This window comes from Nocardia sp. CDC153 (assembly GCF_035818515.1).
Taxonomy (GTDB): domain Bacteria; phylum Actinomycetota; class Actinomycetes; order Mycobacteriales; family Mycobacteriaceae; genus Nocardia.
Genome location: NZ_JAYKYU010000001.1, coordinates 939,358 through 960,205 on the forward strand (window position 1 = coordinate 939,358; position 20,848 = coordinate 960,205).

At 69.8% G+C, this 20,848-nt stretch carries 18 protein-coding genes; 8 read left to right on the top strand and 10 right to left on the bottom strand.

Annotated elements, in window-relative coordinates; genetic code table 11:
* Nucleotides 1-83 precede the first annotated feature (83 nt).
* From VMT65_RS04240 to VMT65_RS04255, 4 genes are read right to left on the bottom strand one after another with little or no spacing between them, the layout of a single operon-like run.
* Nucleotides 84-1,250: a VWA domain-containing protein gene (locus tag VMT65_RS04240; RefSeq protein ID WP_326306585.1), complete on the bottom strand. Its 1,167-nt coding sequence runs from the start codon at nt 1,248-1,250 to the stop codon at nt 84-86.
* The gene (locus VMT65_RS04245; protein WP_326306586.1) at nt 1,250-3,589 is read right to left on the bottom strand and encodes a DUF5682 family protein; all 2,340 of its coding nucleotides are present in this window, start codon (nt 3,587-3,589) and stop codon (nt 1,250-1,252) included. Before VMT65_RS04245 ends, VMT65_RS04240 begins: the two co-directional genes overlap by 1 nt.
* The gene (locus VMT65_RS04250; protein WP_326307436.1) at nt 3,586-4,680 is read right to left on the bottom strand and encodes an ATP-binding protein; all 1,095 of its coding nucleotides are present in this window, start codon (nt 4,678-4,680) and stop codon (nt 3,586-3,588) included. The genes VMT65_RS04245 and VMT65_RS04250 overlap by 4 nt, the downstream gene beginning before the upstream one ends.
* A gap of 2 nt (nt 4,681-4,682) precedes the next feature.
* Nucleotides 4,683-7,595 (bottom strand): SWIM zinc finger family protein, encoded by a 2,913-nt coding sequence (locus tag VMT65_RS04255; protein ID WP_326306587.1) that lies wholly within the window; start codon nt 7,593-7,595, stop codon nt 4,683-4,685.
* A gap of 334 nt (nt 7,596-7,929) precedes the next feature.
* Between VMT65_RS04255 and VMT65_RS04260 the strand changes: the two genes are divergently transcribed.
* Nucleotides 7,930-8,220: a SelT/SelW/SelH family protein gene (locus VMT65_RS04260; RefSeq protein ID WP_326306588.1), complete on the top strand. Its 291-nt coding sequence runs from the start codon at nt 7,930-7,932 to the stop codon at nt 8,218-8,220.
* On the opposite strand, the gene VMT65_RS04265 is transcribed toward VMT65_RS04260, so the two are convergent.
* Nucleotides 8,217-8,438 carry an FmdB family zinc ribbon protein gene (locus VMT65_RS04265; protein WP_326306589.1) on the bottom strand — a complete coding sequence of 74 codons (222 nt, stop codon included), beginning with the start codon at nt 8,436-8,438 and terminating at the stop codon, nt 8,217-8,219. The genes VMT65_RS04260 and VMT65_RS04265 overlap by 4 nt on opposite strands.
* 90 nt (nt 8,439-8,528) lie before the next feature.
* Between VMT65_RS04265 and VMT65_RS04270 the strand changes: the two genes are divergently transcribed.
* Nucleotides 8,529-10,088: a carboxylesterase/lipase family protein gene (locus VMT65_RS04270; RefSeq protein WP_442790168.1), complete on the top strand. Its 1,560-nt coding sequence runs from the start codon at nt 8,529-8,531 to the stop codon at nt 10,086-10,088.
* Here the strand turns inward: VMT65_RS04270 and VMT65_RS04275 are convergent.
* The 3 genes from VMT65_RS04275 to VMT65_RS04285 all read right to left on the bottom strand — a co-directional run bounded on the left by VMT65_RS04275 (nt 10,082) and on the right by VMT65_RS04285 (nt 13,689).
* Nucleotides 10,082-11,395: a cytochrome P450 gene (locus VMT65_RS04275; RefSeq protein WP_326307438.1), complete on the bottom strand. Its 1,314-nt coding sequence runs from the start codon at nt 11,393-11,395 to the stop codon at nt 10,082-10,084. The two genes, VMT65_RS04270 and VMT65_RS04275, sit on opposite strands and share 7 nt — an antisense overlap.
* A gap of 102 nt (nt 11,396-11,497) precedes the next feature.
* Nucleotides 11,498-12,214 (bottom strand): TIGR03089 family protein, encoded by a 717-nt coding sequence (locus VMT65_RS04280; protein WP_326306590.1) that lies wholly within the window; start codon nt 12,212-12,214, stop codon nt 11,498-11,500.
* Nucleotides 12,202-13,689, bottom strand: a complete 1,488-nt coding sequence (locus tag VMT65_RS04285; protein WP_442790169.1) for an LCP family protein — start codon at nt 13,687-13,689, stop codon at nt 12,202-12,204. The genes VMT65_RS04280 and VMT65_RS04285 overlap by 13 nt, the downstream gene beginning before the upstream one ends.
* Before the next feature lie 118 nt (nt 13,690-13,807).
* On the opposite strand from VMT65_RS04285, the gene rfbD reads away from it, so the two are divergent.
* The 3 genes from rfbD to VMT65_RS04300 are packed head-to-tail and all read left to right on the top strand — an operon-like array spanning nt 13,808 to nt 16,715.
* A complete protein-coding gene (gene rfbD / locus VMT65_RS04290; RefSeq protein WP_442790170.1) occupies nt 13,808-14,662 on the top strand; it encodes a dTDP-4-dehydrorhamnose reductase in 855 nt (284 codons plus the stop codon).
* A complete protein-coding gene (locus tag VMT65_RS04295) occupies nt 14,659-15,579 on the top strand; it encodes a glycosyltransferase family 2 protein (protein WP_326306591.1) in 921 nt (306 codons plus the stop codon). The genes rfbD and VMT65_RS04295 overlap by 4 nt, the downstream gene beginning before the upstream one ends.
* 44 nt (nt 15,580-15,623) lie before the next feature.
* Nucleotides 15,624-16,715, top strand: coding sequence for an NDP-sugar synthase (locus tag VMT65_RS04300; protein WP_326306592.1), 1,092 nt, complete (start codon nt 15,624-15,626; stop codon nt 16,713-16,715).
* Nucleotides 16,716-16,779: 64 nt separating this feature from the next.
* Here the strand turns inward: VMT65_RS04300 and VMT65_RS04305 are convergent, their stop codons facing one another.
* Nucleotides 16,780-17,217, bottom strand: a complete 438-nt coding sequence (locus VMT65_RS04305; RefSeq protein WP_326306593.1) for a DUF4267 domain-containing protein — start codon at nt 17,215-17,217, stop codon at nt 16,780-16,782.
* A gap of 90 nt (nt 17,218-17,307) precedes the next feature.
* Between VMT65_RS04305 and VMT65_RS04310 the strand changes: the two genes are divergently transcribed.
* The 3 genes from VMT65_RS04310 to VMT65_RS04320 all read left to right on the top strand — a co-directional run bounded on the left by VMT65_RS04310 (nt 17,308) and on the right by VMT65_RS04320 (nt 19,874).
* Nucleotides 17,308-17,889: a TetR/AcrR family transcriptional regulator gene (locus VMT65_RS04310; protein ID WP_326306594.1), complete on the top strand. Its 582-nt coding sequence runs from the start codon at nt 17,308-17,310 to the stop codon at nt 17,887-17,889.
* 64 nt (nt 17,890-17,953) lie between these two features.
* Nucleotides 17,954-19,435 (top strand): phytoene desaturase family protein, encoded by a 1,482-nt coding sequence (locus VMT65_RS04315; RefSeq protein WP_326306595.1) that lies wholly within the window; start codon nt 17,954-17,956, stop codon nt 19,433-19,435.
* A 37-nt stretch (nt 19,436-19,472) separates the two neighbouring features.
* The gene (locus tag VMT65_RS04320) at nt 19,473-19,874 is read left to right on the top strand and encodes a DUF3052 domain-containing protein (protein WP_326306596.1); all 402 of its coding nucleotides are present in this window, start codon (nt 19,473-19,475) and stop codon (nt 19,872-19,874) included.
* Here VMT65_RS04320 and VMT65_RS04325 read toward each other — a convergent pair.
* The gene (locus tag VMT65_RS04325) at nt 19,836-20,798 is read right to left on the bottom strand and encodes a cation diffusion facilitator family transporter (protein WP_326306597.1); all 963 of its coding nucleotides are present in this window, start codon (nt 20,796-20,798) and stop codon (nt 19,836-19,838) included. The two genes, VMT65_RS04320 and VMT65_RS04325, sit on opposite strands and share 39 nt — an antisense overlap.
* Nucleotides 20,799-20,848 lie beyond the last annotated feature (50 nt).

A 20,848-nucleotide genomic window follows, 5' to 3' on the forward strand; every position in this document is an offset into this window, starting at 1 on the left:
TCCCGAAAACCAGACCGCCACGAGACCAAATCCGCAGGCAGCCTATCAGCGTCGCATGACGCTCAATTGTCGCCGACTTGGCGTCACCCCGCGTTCAGATGCGCCCAAGCCTGCACGTCACCGCGATCCAATGCCACCGCCAACAGGTCCGGGAACCGGTCGGGCGTGCAGGCGAAAGCCGGGACACCCAGCGCGGTCAGGGCCGCCGCGTTGTCGCGGTCGTAGGCCGGTGCGCCGTCGTCGGACAGCGCCAAGAGCACCACCACCTGAACGCCCGCCTCCTTCATGGCGCGAATGCGACGCAGCATCTCCGCGCGGACGCCGCCCTCGTAGAGGTCGGAGATCAGCACGAACAGCGAGTCCGCGGGCCGGGTGATGAGCGACTGCGAATACGCGATGGCCCGGTTGATATCGGTGCCGCCGCCCAGTTGCGTCCCGAACAGGACCTCCACCGGATCGGTCAGCTTCTCGGTGAGATCCACGACGGCGGTGTCGAAGACCACCAGCGAGGTGCGCAGCGACCGCATGGACGCCAGCACCGCGCCGAACACCGAGGCGTAAACCACGCTGGACGCCATGGACCCGGACTGGTCGATGGCCAACACCACATCCCGCTTCACCGCCTGCGCCTTGCGGCCGTAGCCGACCAGCCGTTCGGGCACCACGGTGCGATGCTCGGGGAGGTAATTCGCCAGGTTCTTGCGAATCGTGCGGTCCCAGTCGATGTCTCGCAGTTTGGGCCGCGACACCCGCGCCGCGCGGTTCAAGGCGCCGCCGACGGCCGCGACCGTCTGCGCGGCGATGCGCCGCTCGATCTCGCGGACCACCTTCTCCACCACCATGCGCGCGGTGGCCTTGGTGGTCTCCGGCATCACCCGATTCAGGCTCAGCAGCGTCCCGACCAGATGCACATCCGGCTCGACCGCCTCCAAAAGCTCGGGCTCCAGCAGCAATTCGGTGAGGTTGAGCCGATCCACCGCATCGCGCTGCATCACCTCCACCACTGTCGAGGGGAAGTACCGGCGAATATCGCCCAACCACCGCGACACCTGCGGAGCGGAACCGCCCAGTCCCCCGGACCGCCGCCCGCCCCCGGCCTGCCCGCCCGAGTCGTAGAGCGCCCCCAACGCCCGATCCATGGCCTGGTCGTCGGCGTTCCCCAAGCCGCCGCCCCCGAGCCCGGATTCCCCGGCGCTGCCCAACACCAGCCGCCACCGCCGCGCCCGCGCCTCATCGATCTCGTTCGTCATCACGCGACTCCTAGGATCTGTGCGGCCGCCCGCATGGCCACTGCGCCGCGGACGGTGTCGTATTCGGTAGTGCTCTGGATCGAAGCCGTTGGCGCGCCGTGGCGTACGGCCTGGCCGATGGCCTGACGCTCGCCGGATTCGAACGCGCCGAAGGTGCGGCGGAGCAGCGGCAGGGTGGCGACGAACTGCGCCTCGTCGAGGCCGCACAGCCAGGCGTCGATGAGCGACAACAGGTTTCGGTCGTGGACCAGTAGGAGACCGCGCCCGCCCAGGAACCCGTCGATCCAGGCGGCCTTGTCCGGTGCCGTCCGGCCGACCGAGAGCGCCGCGGATAGTCGGCGTCCGGACTCCCGGGAGTCGATGCGCTCGGCATCGCAGAGCAGGCGCACGGCCCGGCCCACGATGCCGCCATTGACGTCGTCGCGATCGGCGAGGGTCTCCAGCACGGACAGCCAGGTGGCGGTGGCCCATTCGTTGTCGCGGGCCGACAGGGCCAGGTGCACCGCGTCGATTTGGGCGCGCAGGGCATTGGCCGAGTCGGTGTCCAATCCGGTGACCGCCCCGGGCAATCCGGCGCAGCTGCGCACCAGCAGGCTGTCCGCCACCCGCGCCAGCGCCGCGCTGTCGGTGCCGCGCACATCGCCGTAGCGGACGATGCGCAGCAGTCCGGGCAGCGCCGACATCAGGTGCGTCACGTCGTGATCCAGTGCCGCAACCGATTCCAGCCGGGCGATGAGCCCGTCGGTGGCCCCGCCGAGATCGGCGAGCAACGCCTCCTCCAGCGCGCCCGCCACCTTGCCGACCGTGGCCGCCGAATCCGCGGCGATGTCCAGGATTTTCGCCTCGGCCGCCGACCGCAGGGTCGTGCCCCAGCGCGACGCCTCGACGATCGAGATGGCCAGCTCGGGCCGCCACCGCAGCGTCCACGTCTCCCGGAACGTCCCGGTATTGCGCACCTGGGAGTCGGTCAATCGCCCCCACTCGATGCCCAGCAGCCGAAGCCGGTGCAGCAGACGCGATCTCGCCAACCCGCCGTCGGTCCGCAGATCCAGGTCCAGGGTCTTCTCCAGGGCCTGCTGCTTGAGCCGCAGCGTTTTGATCTGCGCGCGCAGATCCGCCTCGAGCGGCACGGTCGGGGTCCCGTCCGGCACCGTGCCCAGCGCCTCGCCCACCACCAGCTCGGTGCTGACCAGCCGCAACATGGTCTCGTCGCCGTCGCAGAGCACCGCTCGCGTGGCCTCGGTGACTTCCGACAGCCCGGCCAGCGGTCGCTCGCGCAGTGTCGCGAGAGTCTCGGCCAGCCGGACGGATTCGATGATGTGCGCGCTGGACACCGGCAGATCGTGGGCGCGCAGCGTGCCCGCGACCCGGGTGAGCCACCGCGCGATCGGCTGCTCGGTCTCGGTGAACAGGTGGTGATACCAGCCCGGCGAGGTGACCCCGGCGCCGTAGCCGGAGGAACTCGCCAGGCGCGAGTGCGTCCACGGCACCCAGGTCAGCGTGGCCTTGACCTTCGGCATCCCCTTGAGCAGCTTGGCATCGGCCACCGCCGGACCGAGCTTGCCCTCCAGCGCGGGCGCGTGCCACGCACCGCAGACCACCGCCAGCCGGCGCGCCCCCTCCTTCAACACCTTCCGCATGACCTGGCGCATGTGCGCCTCACGCCGCAGCGTGTGCGCGTCCACGACGATCCGCATCCCGTCCGGGTCGTCCTCGGCTGTCCCGGACCCCTCGACCGGGACAGCGGATTCGGATTCGGCGGGGTGCCCCGCGTGCTCGTCCGGATGCTCAGCGTGCTCGCGCAGTGCACCCATGGCCTCGTTGACGGCCTCGAAAATATCGGCGTCCGAGGAGGATTCGACAATGGCGTCCCACCAGCGCTCGGCGTCGTCGTATCCGGCCGCGGCGGCGAGGATGCCCAGCGGATCGGTGCGATCGCCCGGCTCCTCGGGCACGGCCAGCGCGATCGCCGCGGGCAGATCGCAGAACCCCACGCGCACCGCGTTGTCCGTCGCGTACCGCAGCGCCACCCATTCGGGCGAGAAGGTCGCGAAGGGCCAGAACGCGGCCTTGGCGGGTTCGTCGGGCTGATAGGCGAGCAGGGCGACCGGCGGCGACATCCCCTCGGCCGCAAGGTATCCCACCAAGGGATCGGCATCGGCCGGTCCCTCGATCAGAATCGCGTCCGGCCGGAACCGCTCCAAGGCCAGGGCCAGCGAGCGCGCCGACCCGGGGCCGTGGTGGCGAATCCCGAACACCCGCGTCTCGGCCGGTCCCGCGGTCGGCGTCGCCGCCGCGGAATCCGCGGAATCCGTCGACACCGTGACGGCGGCGGTCATCCGTTCACCTCGCGGCAGGCCCGGTAGAAGTCGGCCCAGTCGTTGCGCTGGCGCACCACGGCCTCCAGGTATTCGGTCCACACCACCTGGTCGGCGACCGGATCCTTGATGACCGCGCCCAGCACCGCGCCCGCGATATCGGCGGGCCGCAGCACGCCGTCGCCGAAATGCGCCGCCAGCGCGATGCCATTGGTGATGACCGAAATGGCCTCGGCCGTGGACAGCGTGCCCGACGGCGACTTGAGCTTGGTCCGCCCGTCCTCGGTCATGCCCGACCGCAGCTCGCGGAACACCCGCACCACGCGCCGGATCTCCTCCGCCGCCGCGGGCACGGCGGGCAATTCCAGTGCGGTGCCGAGCTGTTCGACGCGGCGGGTCACAATGGAGACCTCTTCGTCCTCCCCGGCCGGGAGCGGCAGCACCACGGTATTGAAGCGCCGCCGCAGCGCGGAGGACAGCTCGTTGACACCGCGGTCGCGGTCATTGGCGGTGGCGATCACATTGAAGCCCTTGGCCGCCTGCACCTCGAGCCCGAGCTCCGGCACCGGCAGCGTCTTCTCCGACAGCACCGTGATCAGCGCGTCCTGCACATCGGAGGGAATGCGGGTGAGCTCCTCGAGCCGGGCGATCGACCCGGTGCGCATGGCGGTCATGATGGGCGAGGGCACCAGGGCGGCCTCGCTCGGACCCTCGGCCAGCAGCCGGGCGTAGTTCCAGCCGTAGCGGATGGCCTCCTCCGCGGTGCCGGACGTGCCCTGCACGAGCAGTGTGGAATGTCCCGCGACGGCAGCCGAAAGATGCTCGGATACCCAGGTTTTCGCGGTGCCGGGCACGCCGATCAGCAGCAGCGCGCGATCGGTGGCCAGGGTGGCGACCGCCACCTCCATGAGCCGCCGCGGCCCGACGTACTTGGGCGTGATGACGGTTCCGTCGGACAGGGTCCCGCCCAGCAGATAGGTCACCACCGCCCACGGCGACAGCTTCCAGGAGGGCGGACGCGGCCGATCATCCGCGGCGGCAAGGGCTTTGAGTTCATCGGCGAAGGCTTGTTCGGCGTGCGGGCGCAGCAGGGCGTCCCGTTCCTGAGGCATGGTCACTGCAACTCCTCGAGCATCGTCTTGCGTTCGATAAGGTCATGGGCGAGCTGGTCGAAGGCCTGCTCCCAGTAGGGATCCGCGCACCAGCGGGCGGCGTTGGTCACCCGCTCGGCCACCTGGACCGGGAAGTGTGCGGACGCTGCGCGGAACAGCGTCCGATAGGAGCCGGGCACCAGGCTCGGTGCGCCCGGTCGGTCGGCGGAGAGCTTGGCGCGTTCCAAGAGCAGCCGCAGCACGTGCTCGGCCATGGGTTCCGGCCACGGATGCGGCATGGCGCGCAGCAGCGATTCGATCTCGGCCAGCCAGCTGGAATCCAGCCCGCGCAGATGTCGAATCTGATCCGCCTCGGGCTGCAGCGCGAACAGCTCGCGCAGCTTCTCGCCGTCGGCGTCCCGGGACCGCGCGTCGGACAGCACGCCGAACAGGGCCGCCGCCCACGCCGAATCACGTTGGGCCAGTGCGGCATCGGTCCAGCCCGCCAGCATGGGGCCACGCACGCCCTCGGTCATGGAGACCCGCACGGCCTGCTGCGCCGACCCGAGCAGTCGCTCCCAATACCGCAGCGGAGTGCCCGCCACCACGCGGTGCAGCCATTCGGTCGACAGGTCCGGTGCACCGTCGGCGCGATAGGCGGTGTAGCCGAACGAATCTCCGACACCGTCCCGGCGCGCGGCATCGTCGAGCACACCCGGCCCGGTGGTGATCAACTGCGCGCGGACCAGGCCTGTTTCGAAGCTCAGCCAGGTTGCGGCCCGCTCTGCCATGCGCTGGGCGAAGGCCGAATCCGGCAGCTGCCCCAACAGATCCGCGGCCAACCGCCGGACTTCCGCCCGACGATCGTCGAGCGCGGCCTCCAACAGCGGCTCGTCCTCGAGGGTGAGCCCGTCCGCCAGCACGGCCAACAGTTCGGCCTTGCCCGGCCCGGACTCCTTGGCCCAGGACCCGGCCAGCGCCGCCCGGGCGGCGGCGGGATCGCGGTGCCGCAGCTGGGCCAGCCAGCTGCGGCGCTCGGCCGCCCGGCCGTGCGACCACACGCTCTCGTCGTCCGCGGCGGCCCGTACGAGCGAACGCCAGCCGGGATGCTGGGCGGCCAGCCAGCGACCGCGCGCACCGGCCAGGCGCAGCAGCGGTTCCCGATGCGGGGCAAGCGCTTTCGCTCGATCCAACAGCGTGCTGACCAGACTGTCGGGGGCCCGGAAGTCGCGCGGCGCGACCAGTGCGAACCACTCGTCCAGGAACGGGGAGTTGTCGGCGAGCAGATCGCCGAGGCGGGCACCGGCCGCGGCGGGCAGCAGCGGCCGTTCGTCATCGGCGGCCACCGCACTGCGTTCCGCGGAGCCTGCGGCCACGCCGCCGCGTGCGAAACAGTCCTGCAGCGCAATGGATTCCAGGAGAACGGCCGCGGCATCACCCTTCAGTCCGGCGGCGGCACCGGCCACGGGCGCGGCCAATCCGGACACGTCGGCCTGCCGCCGCGCCGTCCCGACCAGGGCCGCCGACACCAGCTCGGCACTCGCGCCATCCTCGACACCGCCGCACAGCGGCATTGGATTCCCCTGCGCCACACCGATATCCACCATGGTGCCGCCCGCGAGCGCCGCCACCGGCACCAACCCGTCCACGGTCCACTCGCCGAGCACGGTCACCGGATGCCCGCCGGACAACCCGAGCAACCGCCACGGCTCACCCTCGGCGATCGAGATCGGCAGCGCGTCCCCCTCGGATTCCACTACATACCAACCGTTTTCGCCCCGCACGGGCACGACATCGGCCAGCAGCACGGGCCACGACCGCAGAAAAGGATCGGCACCCACCGCGCGCGCCTGCTCGGCCAGTGCGGCCGCGATGCTGCCCGGGCGCGCGGCGGCATCACTCCGCGCGGAATCGTCACCGCTGGTCAGCGGGATGGTGGTGAAGGGTTCCGGGATCTGGTGGCGCTCGCCCCACATGGCGCGCAATGGCGTGGCGCTCGGATAGAAGTGCACGCTGGCGTCGACCTGGAAGCCGGGGGCCGGGGTGTCGTTCGGAAACGCGGGGCTGCCGTAGTGGTGGTCCACCACCAGCGCCCAGCGGCCGGAAGCGCGGCCGCGCAACCATACTCGGCGCGTGTACAGCGCGTCCTCCACGGTGGTCCGGACGCCGAGCACGAGCCAGTGCTCGCGGACCGCGGGTTCGGCGCGCACGGTCTCCGCCGGGGTCGGGTACCCGATGTGGGTCCGCACGCTGGCCCGCAACTCGGGCGAGAGCTCATCCAGACGGGCGTGTGCCATGGCGAGCAGATGCAGGCGGGCGTATTCGCGGAGCAGTAGCCGGGGCCAGTCGGAATGCGTGGTCGCGAGCGGCAGGCGGCGCAGCGTCGCGGCGATGGCGGGCGCCTGCGCGTCGACCATGCGGGCGGCCACCGTCTCGAAGGCGCGCGGGGACCGGTCGGCCTGCGCGAGGCCGGTGCGCACCTGATCGGTGAGCCAGGTGTCGAGATCGATCAGCCCCGCGCCGACCCGGGCCCGACGCTGATCCGCCGTGGCGCCGCCGCCGCGCGACGGCTTGGCCTCCGGCCCGGACTTCTCGGCGGCCTTGGCCGCCTTGGCGGCCCGCCCACCCAGCCAGTCGGCGGCGAAATCCGCGATCGAAGCCGCGGGCACGATCTCGCCCGCACTCCACGAGAGCAGCAGCGACAGTGCGTGTTTGCACGGAAACTTGCGACTCGGGCAGGTGCATTTGTACGCGGGCCCCGACAGATCCACGATGGTCTGATACGGCCGACTCCCGCTGCCCTGGCACAGTCCCCAGAGCGCGGTGTCGTGAATTCCGGTGCCGCTCCACTTCCCGCGGAGCTTGCGCGCCGCGGTCAACGACGCGGCATCGGGTGCGAGCGAGCCGATGTGATCGGCGGTCCAAGCGGTGGTCATCCTTACCCCCCTTCCTCGGTTGAGAACAGTTGTATCGGAGGGCACCGACAGAGATCTCCAGGCCACCGAGAGGGATCGTCGCGCTGAATCGTGATGTGAAAATTGTTCTGCCGCCGCCGATTCGAGCGCCGCCGCAGGCGTGCCGATCTACAGTTGCCTGTGTGTAGCTCGGAACCTCGTGTGATCGAAGGAGCCGGACATGAACACCTCGCTGAACTTCATTCTCAACGCCCTGAGCCTCGGCTCGGCCTTCGCTCAGAACATTCTCGGCCTCGGCAGCGACGTCCTCGGCCTGTTCCGCCTGTTCATGTAGCACGACGGTAAGGTCGCGGGCATGTCCCGCGTCGCGATCGAATACTGCACGCAGTGCCGCTGGCTGCTGCGTGCCAGCTGGATGGCCCAAGAGTTGCTGACCACCTTCGCCACCGACCTCGGCGAGGTGGCGCTGATTCCGGGCGAGGGCGGCGTCTTTCGCATCACCGTGGATGGCGAGCAGGTCTGGGAACGCAAGGCGGACGGCGGTTTTCCCGATATCGCCATCCTCAAGCAGCGCGTGCGCGACCGCGTGGCCCCGGGCAGATCACTCGGTCATGCGGACAAGAAGGACACCGAAGCGGCGAATTAGCCGCAGCAGCCGCCACCGCAGCAACCGCCGCCACCCGACGGCGCGGGTGCGGGCGCGGCGGCCGAGCCGCCGCCCTTGATCGTCCCGAAGGTGGTCAAGAGTTTGACCGTGTCGCCGTGCCCGGCCGGGCAGGCGGCGGGCGCGGACGACTCCGCCATCGGACGGGTCAATTCGAAGGTGTCGCCGCACTCGCGGCACCGAAACGCGTAACTCGGCACGCCGACAGCCTAAACGACGCTCGCGGCACGCTGACGAGGATCCCGCGGCCCACTCGGTACCCTCGATTTACGGAGTACGAGGAGGTCGGTGTGAGCACTCGGTTCTTCGACACGCTGTCGGAACAAGGCGGCGCGCCGATTGCGCGAACCGGAAACGGCGAGGTTTCCGGGGTGGTCGATGGTCAGATCGCCGTGTGGCGCGGCATTCCCTATGCCGCGAGCACGGCCGGGCCCAACCGCTTCCGCCTGCCCCAGCCCCCGCAGTCCTGGACCGGCGTGCGGCCCTGCGTCGAGTTCGGCGACGTCGCACCCCAGTCCCCGGGCTTCGTCCCGGTCGACGGCAGCCTGCGCATGGGCGAGGACTGCCTCTGGCTCAATGTCTGGGCCCCGGTCGCACCCACCGACGAACTGCGCCCGGTCATGGTCTGGCTGCACGGCGGCGCGTTCTGCTTGGGCACCGCCGCCCAGGCCATCTACGACGGCAAGCGCCTGGCCGAGGTCGGCGACGTCATCGTGGTCGGGGTCAACTACCGGCTCGGTGCGCTGGGCTTCCTGGACCTGTCCTCCCTGGGTGAGGAATTCGTGCCGAACCTGGGCCTGCACGATCAGATCACCGCCCTGAAGTGGGTGCGCGACAATATCGTGGCTTTCGGTGGCGACCCGGGCAATGTCACCATCTTCGGCGAATCCTCCGGCGCGGGCTGTGTGACCGCCCTGCTCACCTCCCCGCTCTCGGCGGGCCTGTTCCATCGCGCCATCGCCCAATCCCCGCCCGCCACCACGGTTTTCGGTCCGGAGCGGGCCGCGGTGGTGGCCAAGCGCTACCTGGAACTGCTGGACATCACCGCCGACCAGGCCACCGAACTGCTCACCATGCCCGTGGAACGCATGATCACCGCCGCGGGCATCCTGCTCGACGAGGTGCCCAGTCGCGAACCCGGCCGCCTGGCCGCCGCGCCGGTGGTGGACGGCAATCTGCTGCCCGCCTACCCGAGCGAGCGCTTCCAACAGGGCCGTTCGCACCGGGTGCCGCTCATCATCGGCACCAACAAGGACGAGGCGTCGCTGTTCCGGCTGTTCCGTTCGCCCATCATGCCGGTCACGCCCGACGCGGTGAACGCCATGCTGCGCGGGGTCGCGGCCGAGCACCCGGGCATGTCGCCGGAGCGGCTGGCCGAGATCGCGGCGGCCTACGAATCCAGCACGCCCCGCGGCGCGCTCACCATGTCCACCGACGCCGCCTTCCGCATGCCCTCGCACTGGGTCGCCGACGCGCACTCCGCGCACTCGCCGACCTGGATGTACCGCTTCGACCACGCCACCCCGATGCTCAAGGCGGCCCGGGTCGGCGCGGGGCACGCCACCGAATTGCCCTATGTCTTCGGCAATTTCGGCTCCTTCGACTACGACCCCACCTTCTGGCTGGGCGGACGCAAAGCGGCACAGGAGGTTTCGGGCCGCATGATGCGCCGGTGGCTGGCCTTCGCGGGTTACGGCGTCCCGGCCGCCATCGACGGCTCCAAGCACTGGCCGCCCTACAGCGCGGCGACGCGGCGCACCCTCGTCATCGACAATGTGGACCGGGTCGTCGACGACCCGGACCACGACCGCAACAGCGTCTGGGGCGACGACGTCGTCGGGTTCTACTGAGCGGCAACGGGTTCCACGGGTGCGGTGATCCGCGGGCCCAGCCGAATGGGCAGGTGCGCGTAGCCGTGCAGGTTGTAGAGCGGTCGGCGCTCGGGCGCACCGGCCAGCGCCAGATCCGGGAACTGCTCGAAGAGTGAGCGCAGCGCGTACGTGCCCTCCATGCGGGCCAGGCTGGAGCCGAGGCAGGTGTGGATGCCGCTGGAGAAGGTCAGGTGCTCCTTGGCATTCGGCCGGGTGATATCGAATCGATTGGGGTCGGCGAACTTTCGCGGATCCCGATTCGCGCCCGCCAGCGACATGACGACCACGGTGCCCGCGGGCAGTGACATGCCGTCGATCTCGATGTCGCACAGGGCGATTCGACCGGTCATCATGACCGGCGGATCGAAGCGCAGGATCTCGTCCACGGCCTGCGGCCACAGGTCGGGATCTTCGCGCAGCTTCGCCAATTCCTCCGGGTTGGACAGCAATTGGACGATGCCGTTGCCGATGAGATTCACGGTGGTCTCGAACCCGGCCCCCATGAGCAGGCTCGCGGTCGCCTTCAACTCCCGCTCGTCGAGTTCGCCCGCGGTGACCAGGCTGCTGAGAATGTCCTCGCCGGGCTCGCGCCGCAGCCGTGCCAGGTGCTCGTCCTGATAGCGGTCCATCACGCCCATGGAACGGTAGGCGTCGCGCCAGGCCCGCCACGAGATGCCGATGTCCAGCAGCGGTGTGGCGGAGTCGCCCCAGGCCAGGAACTCCGCACGCTTCTCCTGGGGGAAGCCCAGCATTTCGCTGATGATGGCGATCGGCACCTGCTGCGCGAAGTCGGCGATGAGATCGGCCGAGCCGTTCGGCGGCAGGGCGTCCAGCAGTTCCGCGGTGACCGATTCCACGCGGTCGCGCAGGCGTCCGATGGCCCGCGGGGTGAACGCCGCCGAGACCGATTTGCGAATCCGGGTGTGATCGGGCGGATCGATCATGAGCAGTGAGGGCGGCTCCACCGGATTGGGCGGGGTGACGGCGTTCTTCAGCCGATTGCGCAGCCACCGCGGCATATCGATGCCGTCCGGCCCGAACGCGCCGAATCGGCTGTCCCGCAGCATGGTTCGGATCAGCTCGTAGTCGGCCGTGGCCCAGGTGTAGGGATTGTGCACCAGGCGCCCGCGCGCCCGCATGGCCTCGATCTGCGGGTAGGGATCGCGCAGGGCGTCCGGGCTGGTGAGCAGCTGGGCGAAGGCATTGCCCCGCCGCGCCTGCAGGCGCAGGGCCCAGCGCGCCGCGCCGTGCTCGACCACCCACCGCGCCCAATACCGTGGACCCATCATCGCGGGCTCCCTCCCTCGTCGGATGTTTCCACGGTACGGAAGCCGGTGCGCGGGAGGAACATGCCGCGGAGGGAAACGCGGCTCCTACCGGGGTAGGAGTCAGGAACGCTCGACGGTGACCCCTTCGGAGGCGATGCGGCGCTGCTGGGCCGCCGGATCCGGATTGGCCACCTGCACCAGCGACGCGCCCGCGGCCAGCACGGCGACGAAACCGTCGATCAGCTCGGCCGGGGTGTCCCAGGATCCGGTCGAGAGCACCCGGTCCGCACTGGTGAACCCTTGGCGCGCGGCCGATTTCCGTGCCTCCTCCAGCACCTCCGACACCGACGATCCGTCCAGCGCGCAGCCGATGCCGCCCGGGCGGAACTGATCCCCGTGCACCCGCACCGAGGTCGCGTAATCGGTGACACCAACCGGGAGGTCCTTGACCGGCATGCCCATCGGATCCAGCGACAGCGCCGCCACTTCCGCGATGCCGTCCGCCTCGTCGATCCGATCGGCGGTCACCAGGGCCAGCTCCGCGTCCGGATCGGCGTGCAGCACCACTTCGACACCGGCCCACCAGCACCCGAGCAGCACCGCCGCGGTCTGCCAGTGCGCGGGCAGCAGCACCGCCACCCGCGCCCCGGAGGACAGCCCGAATTCGTCGCGAATCATATTGGCGGTCTTGGCCGCCCAGTTGGCCAGCGTCAGCGCCGAGAGCTCGATGCGCGCGCCGGTGGCGTCGTCGTAGAAGGTGATACGCGGTCCCGCGGGATCGCGGGCGAGGATGGGGTCGAGCACCGCTTCGGTGAGGGTCTCGTTCAGTTCACGCATTTCGGTCCATTCGTACCGGCGTCGATGGGTGGGGCGGGCGGCACCGGAGTCGCCGTCGTACTGCTTCCCGAGAAGTCGAACGTGGAACCGCCGGTCGCCGAACCCGGACCAGAGTAGTCACTCGCCAGCACCACGCGAACCGCGCCCGGCGGCAGACCCTGCTCACCGAAGACCGGCAGCCCGCCCAGCGCCTGCGCCACCGCCCGCGCCTTCTCGTCCCCGGCCGAGGCCGCCATCACCCGGCTGCTCTGCACCGGGCCGCCGATCCAGTTGTCCACCGTCCCGGTCCGGAATCCCTTGGCCGCCAGCGCCTGTGCCGCCTGTGCGGCCAGCCCGCCGGTGCCCGAGGCGTTGTAGATGTCGACGGTGACGCTGGACGGATCGATCCCGCCGTCACCGCCGTCGTCCTCGCCGACGGCCTTGGCCACGAACTTCTGCACCGCGGGCGGATCCACCCGCACCACCGATTCGCCATTGTCGGTCCAGCCGTTGAGGTCCTTGACCGGAATGGTCTCGAACTTCACCTGGCCGCCGGTCAGGTCCTGCAGTTGGTGCAGGAAGCCGAGCACGTCCCAGCCGTCGTCGAGCACGACCGTGCGCCCGACCGCGTCGCTGAGCTCCTTCAGCCGGGTGGGGCTGGTGAGCACCTTGGCGCTGAGCACCTGATGCACCAGCTGCGCCATGTACACCTGCTGGCGCACAATGCGGTCCAGATCCCCGCGCGGCAGCTCGTGGCGCTGCCGCACGAAGCTCAAAGCCTGTGCGCCATTGAGTTTCTGCGGCCCGGCCGGGAAGTCCGCGCCCGAGAGCGGCTCGTCCACCGCGTTGTTCAGGCACACCTCGACCCCGCCCACCGCGTCGGTGAGCAGCACGAACCCCAGCAGCCCGACCTCGGCGTAGTGGTCGACGGTGATGCCGGTGAGATTGGCGACCGTCTTCACCAGCGCCTGCCGCCCGGCCTGCGTGGCCTGCTTCTCGGCGTCGGCCGGGGCCACGCCCTTGTCCAGCAGCTTCTGCTGGGTGAGGAACTTGGTGGAGCCGAACGCCGAATTGATCTTGCCCATGCCGAGACCCGGAATGTCCACGTAGGAGTCGCGCGGAATCGAGATGGCCGTCGCGGAACTGCCGTCGTTGGGCACCCGAATGAGCACGATGGTGTCGGTATTGAGCCCGCCCTCGCCGTCGTCGCCCGCGTGCAGCATGGCCAATTCGTCCTGGGTGAGCGGGTTTCCATGCGCGTCGGTCCGGGAGTCGATGCCGACCATCAGAATGTCGGTCGCGCCGTCGGACTTGTCGCCGCCCAGCCCCAGGTTGCCGATCCGCTCGATGCTCGACACCAGCTGGTCCACGCTGTGCCAGCCCAGTCCGGTCGCCGCCAGCACCAGCACCGACACCACGGCCGCCAGCACCCGCCCCGGACTGGCGACGCGGCGTCGGCGCGGTAGTGGCACGGATGCCCAGGAACTCTCTGGCAACCCGACTGTCCTTTCGAAAGCGATGAAATCCCCCGATGTGCAGGCTAGTGGCGGTAACCAAAATGTTGCAGTATCGCCGACTCCGTGAGTCGTGCGGGTGCGTGCCAGACTGGCAGCCGTGCTGCTGATAACTGGAGGTCGCGGACAGCTCGGCCGGGCCCTGACCGCCCTGGCGCCCGAGGCGCGTGGTCTGGTGCACACCGATCTGGACATCACCGACGCCGACGCCGTGCGCAAGCTGGTGAATCCGGGCGACATTCTCATCAACTGCGCGGCCTACACCGCCGTCGACCGGGCCGAAAGCGACGAGGCCGCCGCCTTCGCCGTCAATGCCACCGGGCCGGGCGTGCTGGCGCGGGTCTGCGCCGAACGTGGCGCACGCCTCATTCACGTCTCCACCGACTACGTCTTCCCCGGTACGGCCTCGCGGCCGTACGAACCGGACGACCCGGTCGGCCCGACCACGGTCTACGGGCGCTCGAAACTCGCTGGGGAACAAGCGATTCTGGAATTCGCGCCGGACGCGCGCATCGTCCGCACCGCGTGGGTCTACACCGGCGTGGGCACCGATTTCGTTGCCACCATGCGCCGCCTGGAACGCGAGCGCGACATCATCTCCGTGGTGAACGACCAGATCGGCTCACCCACCTACGCCCCCGATCTGGCGGCCGCGCTGTTGGAACTCGCTGCCAAGCCCGCTGTCGACGGGCCCGGCCGAATCCTGCACGCCACCAACGCCGGACAAGCCAGTTGGTTCGATCTGGCCCAGGCCGTCTTCGCCGGTCTCGGCGCGGACCCCGACCGCGTACGGCCTTGCGGCACCGAGGATTTCCCGAGACCCGCTCCGCGCCCGGCATATTCGGTCCTTTCGGGCAATTCGTGGGCCGCCGCGGGCCTGTCGCCGCTGCGGCACTGGAAGCGGGCACTGAACGACGCACTGGCCGCCATCTCCGACTATCCTGGGCCCCCGTGAGCCCCTCGGATTCTGTCGGACAGCCCCCCGCCGCGGCGAAAAAACCGCAGCTGGCCGTCGTTACGGTGACCTACTCGCCCGGCGAGCACCTGGAACACTTCATCAGCACGCTGGCCACCGCGACCGGTGAGAAGCCGCAGGTCATTCTGGCCGACAACGGCTCGACCGACGGCGCGCCGGAATTGGCCGCCGAGGCCAACGCCCATGTGCGCCTGCTGCGCACCGGCGGCAATATCGGCTACGGCGGCGCCATCAATCGCGCGGTCGCCGAGATCGATCCGGAGATCGAATTCATCGTCATCGCCAACCCGGACATTCGCTGGGGCACCGACTCCATCGACGAACTGCTGGCCGCCGCCCGCCGCTGGCCGCGGGCCGGGGCGCTGGGCCCGATGGTGCTCGAGCCGGACGGCAGCCGCTACCCGTCCGCGCGCTCGGTGCCGGGCATCGCCGACGGCGCGGGTCACGCCATCCTCGGCACCATCTGGCCCAAGAACCCCTGGACCCTGCGCTACCGCCAGGACAACGAGGCGGCCACCGAGCGCAGCGTCGGCTGGCTGTCGGGTTCCTGCCTGCTGGTGCGCCGCGCCGCCTTCGACTCCATCGACGGCTTCGACTCGCGCTACTTCATGTACATGGAGGATGTCGACTTCGGTGACCGCATGGGCAAGGCGGGCTGGCACAATGTGTTCGTGCCGTCCGCGGAGGTCACGCACGCCAAGGGGCACGCCGCGGGTCGTCACCCGGAAACGATGCTTCCGGCGCATCACGCCAGCGCCTACCGTTTCCAGGCCGACCGGCATCCGCACTGGTGGCAGGCTCCGCTGCGGGTCGCGCTCAAGGCTGGACTTGCGATTCGTTGCAGGCTTGCGGTTCGATCCGCATTGCGCGAACGCGATCAAAACAATGGTGTTTAACTTCGTGGGCGCGCATTCCTGACAACCTCACAACAGGGGAGAAAATGGCGAACAGCGGTACTACCGCCGGGTCTACGGACGCGGTGATCCTGGTCGGGGGCCAGGGCACCCGACTGCGTCCACTGACCTTGTCCGCCCCCAAGCCGATGCTGCCCACCGCCGGGCTGCCGTTCCTGCAGCATCTGCTGGCCCGCATCGCCGATGCGGGCATCACCCACGTGGTGCTCGGCACCTCGTACAAGGCGGAGGTGTTCGAGGAGCACTTCGGCGACGGCGCCGACCTGGGCCTCGAGATCGAATACGTCACCGAGACCGAGCCGCTGGGCACCGGCGGCGGCATCCGCAACGTCCTGCCCAAGCTGCGCGCCGACACCGTCATGGTGTTCAACGGCGATGTGCTCGGCGGCACCGATCTGGGCGGGGTGCTCGAGACCCACCACGCCTCGGGCGCGGATGTGACGCTGCACCTGGTCCGCGTCGGCGACCCGCGCGCCTTCGGCTGCGTGCCCACCGACGAGACCGGGCGCGTCACGGCGTTTCTGGAGAAGACCCAGGATCCGCCCACCGATCAGATCAACGCGGGCTGCTACGTCTTCCGGCGCGAGTACATCGAGAAGATCCCGGCGGGCCGTCCGGTCTCGGTCGAGCGGGAGACCTTCCCGTCGCTGCTGGCCGAGGGCGCGCACATCCAGGGCCACGTCGACACCTCCTACTGGCGTGACATGGGCACCCCCGAGGACTTCGTGCGCGGCTCCGCGGACCTGGTCCGCGGCATCGCCCCGTCCCCGGCCCTGCCGGGCCAGCGCGGCGAATTCCTGGTCCACTCGGGCGCGGGCGTCGCACCCGGCGCCCTGCTGATCGGCGGCACCGTCGTCGGCCGCGGGGCCGAGGTGGGCGCGGGCGCGCGCCTGGACGGCGCGGTGCTCTTCGACGGCGCGCGCGTGGAAGCCGGTGCCACCGTGGAACGTTCGATCATCGGCTTCGGCGCCCGCATCGGCCCCCGCGCCCTGGTCCGCGACGCCGTGATCGGCGACGGCGCGAATGTCGGCGCCCGCTGTGAACTACTACGCGGCGCCCGCGTCTGGCCCGGCGTGGACATCCCCGACGGCGGCATCCGTTTCTCGACGGACGTCTGATCAGCTACCCGAATCGGCCCGCTCCAGCAGGAGCGGGCCGATTTCGTCTGCGCGGCAGGGAGTTTCATCGGCGCTCGCGGAGGAACAGGATGCCGGTGGCGGCGACCAGGGCGGCGGTGAGGCCGTGGACGCCGAAAGCCATTGCGGTGGAACCGCCGTGGCGCAGGATGGTGAGCATGTCGCCGACCGGGATGGTCGCGGTCACCAGGAGGGCGGTGCCGAGGGCGCGGCGCTGGCGGGTGGCGAGCAGGGTGACGATGAGCAGGGCGGAGGCGAGGTCGCGGACGCCCTTCACATTGAGGAAGTCGGCGGCCGCGCCGGTGGGGGCGACGGGCATGCCGAAGCCGGGGGCCTCGGCCGCGGGGACGGTCAGGTAGCGGACGCCGATGTAGGTGATGAAGGCCGCGCCGACGAGGGCGAGGGCGGTATTGACGCGGGTGGCCAGGTTGGTGCGGGTGGCGGTGTCGGTGTTGGTGCGGGTGGCGAGGCGCGTGGTCATCATGGCTGCTGCTCCAGGATCTAGCGTTGCTAACTGATGAAGCAACGCTAACTGAGGCGTGGATAGTTTGTCTAGCGGTGCTAGAGTTTTCGCATGAGCGCCATTCAGAACCGCAAGGAACGCGAGCGGGCCGAGCGCCGGCAGCGCATTGTCGACACCGCCCGCGAGATCGCCGAGACCGAGGGCTGGGACGCGGTCACCGTCCGCAAGCTGGCCGACCGGATCGAGTACAGCCAGCCGGTGCTCTACAGCCACTTCGCGGGCAAGGACGCCATTGTCAGCGCCGTGGCCGAGGTCGGGATCGGCGAATTGGGCGTCATCGTGCGGGAACTGCGGGAATCGGCCGAGACGCCCGAGGGCGCGCTGCGCGCGGTCATCCAGGGCTACCTCGACTTCGCCCGCGACAGCGCGGCGCTCTACGACGCCATGTTCCTGCTGCGCACCGACCTGAAGTTCGGTCCGGAAGCGCCGCAGGTGCTCAAGGACACCTTCATGGAACTGCTGCTCACCTTCGCGCCGTTCGCGCCGCCGCACGATGTCGAGACCTTCACCGAGGTCGCCTGGAGCACCCTGCACGGACTCGCCACCCTGGACCGGGGTGGTCGGCTGCGGCCGGACTTTCGTGCCCAGCGACTGGAAATCCTGGTCGCCCAATGGGTTCGCGGCGACGGATAATCCGCACCGGTCGGCTTCGTCACGGTTGCGCCGCAGTGTCGGCGGACCGGCCTAGTCTGAATTCATGGCTGACGCTGTGGTGGTCGGATCGGGTCCCAACGGGCTTGCGGCGGCGGTGATCCTGGCGCGGGCGGGACTCGAGGTCGAGGTGTACGAGGCGGCCGACACCATCGGCGGCGGGTGCCGCACCGGGGAGGTGACGCTACCCGGATTCCATCACGACCTCTGCGCGGGCGCGCATCCCATGGCGGTGGCCTCACCCTTCTTCCGGGCGTTCGACCTGAAGGCGCACGGCGTCGAGCTGCTCACCCCGCAGGTGTCCTACGCGCATCCCCTCGACGGCGGCCGGGTGGGCTTGGCCTGGCAGGATTTGGAGCGCACCGTCGATGGATTGGGGCGGGACGGGCGAGCCTGGAAACGGCTGTTCGGTCCCCTGGTGCGCAAATGGGAGGACCTCGTCGGGCTGATCATGTCGGATACGCGGCATCTGCCGCTCGACCCGACGGGCTTGCTCCATGTGGATCCGGGCATCGAATTGCGGCTGGCGCGGCGGATGATCGAACAGTCGACGGCGTTGTGGAATGCGCGATTTCGCGAGGACATCGCACCCGCGATGTTGACGGGGATCGCCACGCACGCGATTCGGCCGCCGCGCAGCATCGCGGGCGCGGGGGTTTCGATATTGCTCGGAACACTGGCGCACGTGCGTGGGTGGCCGGTTCCGCGCGGTGGCAGTCAGGCGATCGTGGACGCCCTGGCCGATGACCTGAAAACGCATGGGGGACGGATCTTCACGGGGCACCGGGTCGATTCGCTCGATGAGTTCGCCGATGTCCGCGCGGTTCTCCTGGATACCGCACCGGCGGAACTGCAGCGGATCGCCCGGCTTCCGGCCCGGTACAACTTCGCGCTCAACAGGTTTCGATACGGTGGCGCGGCATGCAAGGTGGACTTCGCGCTCTCGGGGCCGGTGCCATGGGCGGCGCACGGGACCGAGCGGGCGGGGACGGTGCATCTGATCGGGACCCGCGAGGAGGCGGTAGCGGCCGAGAAGGCCGTCGCGGCCGGGAAACTCGCGGATCGGCCCTATGTGCTGTCGATTCAGCCGGGCGTCGTCGACCCGACGCGAGCCCCCCAGGGACAGCAGACCTTCTATACCTACGCCCACGTCCCCAACGGTTCCACCGAGGACATGACCGAGGCGATCACCGCGCAGGTCGAGCGGTTCGCTCCCGGATTCCGGGATCTCATTCTCGCCAGTAACGTGCGCACGGCCGCGAGGATGCCGGCCTACAACGCCAACTACGTCGGCGGGGACATCTCCGCGGGCGCGATGACGTTCCGCCAGACCGTCTTCCGGCCCGCTCCGCGCTGGAACCCGTATTCGACGCCGTTGTCGGGCGTCTACCTGTGCTCCTCGGCGACCCCGCCCGGGCCCGGGGTACACGGCATGAACGGCTACTACGCCGCCCGGCACGCGCTGCGCAAGGAGTTCGGCGTCCTCACCGATCCGCTCGAGCTGCTCACCGACCACTGGCGTATTTGATCCGGCACCGGCGTATTCGATCGGTAGGCTGCGCGCCATGGCCGGATATTCGGGCACGCCGCTGCCCCGCAAACTCGGTATCAAGCAAGAGAGCCGGGTGCTGTTGGCCGGGGCCCCAGCCGGTTTCGAGCTCGGCGAGCTTCCGGCCGGGGTGCAGCTGCATCGCCGCGCGGGCGGTGACCCCTACGACGTGATTCTCGGCTTCTGCCCCGACCAGGCCACGTTGGCGCGCCGGTTCGCCGGGTGGCGCGGGAAGTTGGCGACCGCCGGTGGCCTGTGGCTGGCCTGGCCCAAGAAGGCCAGCGGCATCCCCACCGATCTCGGTGAGAACGCCGTGCGCGCCTACGGTCTGGCACAGGGCTTGGTGGACAACAAGGTCGCCGCCATCGACGACTCCTGGTCAGGACTGCGGTTTGTGATTCGTCTCGCCGACCGCTGATTCCCGCGCGGGCTGGGTGCGGTAGAGATCGGGCTCGATATAGATGACGCGGGCCGCGGGGACCTCGGCGCGAATACGGGCCTCGGCCTCGTCGATGGCGGCGGCGATCTCGGCGATCTCCAGGCCGGGCACGATGGCAGCCTTTGCGGCCACCAGCATCTCGTCGGGGCCCAGGTACTGGGTGCGCAGGTGGATGACCCGGTCGATGCGGCGGCCGTCGACCAGGGCCGTGCGGATCTTGCGGTCCTCCTCCGGCGTCGCGCCCTCACCGATGAGCAGGCTCTGCATCTCGATGATGAGAATGACGGCGATGACGCCGAGCAGGATGCCGATGGCCAGCGTGCCCACGCCGTCCCAGACCGGATCGCCGGTGATCATGGTGAGCCCGATGGCCGCGAAGGCGATGACCAGACCGATCAGCGCGCCCGAGTCCTCCAGCAGCACCACCGGCAGCTCCGGATTGCGGGAGTTGCGGATGAACCGCCACCAGCTGGCATTGCCCTTGAGCGGAGCGGACTCGCGCATGGCGGTGGTGAAGCTGTAGCCCTCCAACAGGATCGCCAGTCCGAGGATGACGATGGCGACGATCGGATTGGACAGTTCCTCGGGGTGCTGGATCTTGTGGATGCCCTCCCAGATCGCGTACAGCGAGCCGAGCGCGAAGATCACCAGCGCGACCACGAACGAGTAGAAGTAGCGGTTGCGGCCGTAGCCGAACGGGTGCAGCTGGTCGGCCTCCTGCTCGGCCCGGCGCTGACCCAGCAGCAGCAGTCCCTGATTGGAGGTGTCGGCCACCGAGTGCACGGCCTCGGCCAGCATGGAGGCCGAACCGGTGATGGCCGCGCCGACGAACTTGGCCGCCGCGATACCGGCATTCGCGCTCAGCGCCGCCAGGATCGCCTTCTTGCCGCCGCCCGCAGACAAATCAACCGCCCCTTCCCGAATCTATGTCCGTTTTGTCCTAAACGCGTTCG

Bases quoted from the DNA above. Each gene is read 5' to 3' on its own strand.
- VMT65_RS04275 (WP_326307438.1), bottom strand. From the start codon at position 11,395: ATGGGTCCACGGTATTGGGCGCGGTGGGTGGTCGAGCACGGCGCGGCG.
- VMT65_RS04315 (WP_326306595.1), top strand. From the start codon at position 17,954: ATGGCTGACGCTGTGGTGGTCGGATCGGGTCCCAACGGGCTTGCGGCG.
- VMT65_RS04280 (WP_326306590.1), bottom strand. From the start codon at position 12,214: ATGCGTGAACTGAACGAGACCCTCACCGAAGCGGTGCTCGACCCCATC.
- VMT65_RS04305 (WP_326306593.1), bottom strand. From the start codon at position 17,217: ATGATGACCACGCGCCTCGCCACCCGCACCAACACCGACACCGCCACC.
- VMT65_RS04320 (WP_326306596.1), top strand. From the start codon at position 19,473: ATGGCCGGATATTCGGGCACGCCGCTGCCCCGCAAACTCGGTATCAAG.
- VMT65_RS04310 (WP_326306594.1), top strand. From the start codon at position 17,308: ATGAGCGCCATTCAGAACCGCAAGGAACGCGAGCGGGCCGAGCGCCGG.
- VMT65_RS04300 (WP_326306592.1), top strand. From the start codon at position 15,624: ATGGCGAACAGCGGTACTACCGCCGGGTCTACGGACGCGGTGATCCTG.
- VMT65_RS04245 (WP_326306586.1), bottom strand. From the start codon at position 3,589: ATGACCGCCGCCGTCACGGTGTCGACGGATTCCGCGGATTCCGCGGCG.
- VMT65_RS04250 (WP_326307436.1), bottom strand. From the start codon at position 4,680: ATGCCTCAGGAACGGGACGCCCTGCTGCGCCCGCACGCCGAACAAGCC.
- VMT65_RS04240 (WP_326306585.1), bottom strand. From the start codon at position 1,250: ATGACGAACGAGATCGATGAGGCGCGGGCGCGGCGGTGGCGGCTGGTG.
- VMT65_RS04260 (WP_326306588.1), top strand. From the start codon at position 7,930: ATGTCCCGCGTCGCGATCGAATACTGCACGCAGTGCCGCTGGCTGCTG.
- VMT65_RS04255 (WP_326306587.1), bottom strand. From the start codon at position 7,595: ATGACCACCGCTTGGACCGCCGATCACATCGGCTCGCTCGCACCCGAT.